General features: G+C 56.4%; 1 rRNA gene. It reads right to left on the bottom strand.

The window, feature by feature from the left end:
• Positions 1–225, bottom strand: a 23S ribosomal RNA gene (locus ADK67_RS16635); the annotation flags it as partial.

The raw sequence follows: 225 nt of genomic DNA, 5'->3' as shown, positions 1-225 counted from the left end.
TTTGGGGTACGGGCCGCATGAACACTCACTAGAGGCTTTTCTCGGCAGCATGGGATCACTCTACTTCGCCTCAATCGGCTATGCATCACGTCTCAGCCTTCATGACGTGCGGATTTGCCTACACGTCGGCCTACACGCTTACACCAGTACTACCACTCACTGGCGGAGCTACCCTCCTGCGTCACCCCATCGCTTGACTACTACAAGTTCAGGTCCCGCGCTCCA

The sequence above is a fragment of the Saccharothrix sp. NRRL B-16348 genome (assembly GCF_001280085.1).
In the GTDB taxonomy this organism is placed as follows: Bacteria; Actinomycetota; Actinomycetes; order Mycobacteriales; family Pseudonocardiaceae; genus Actinosynnema.
Note: the sequence above shows the minus strand (reverse complement) of the source record. Positions and strands in the feature narration are given on the sequence as shown.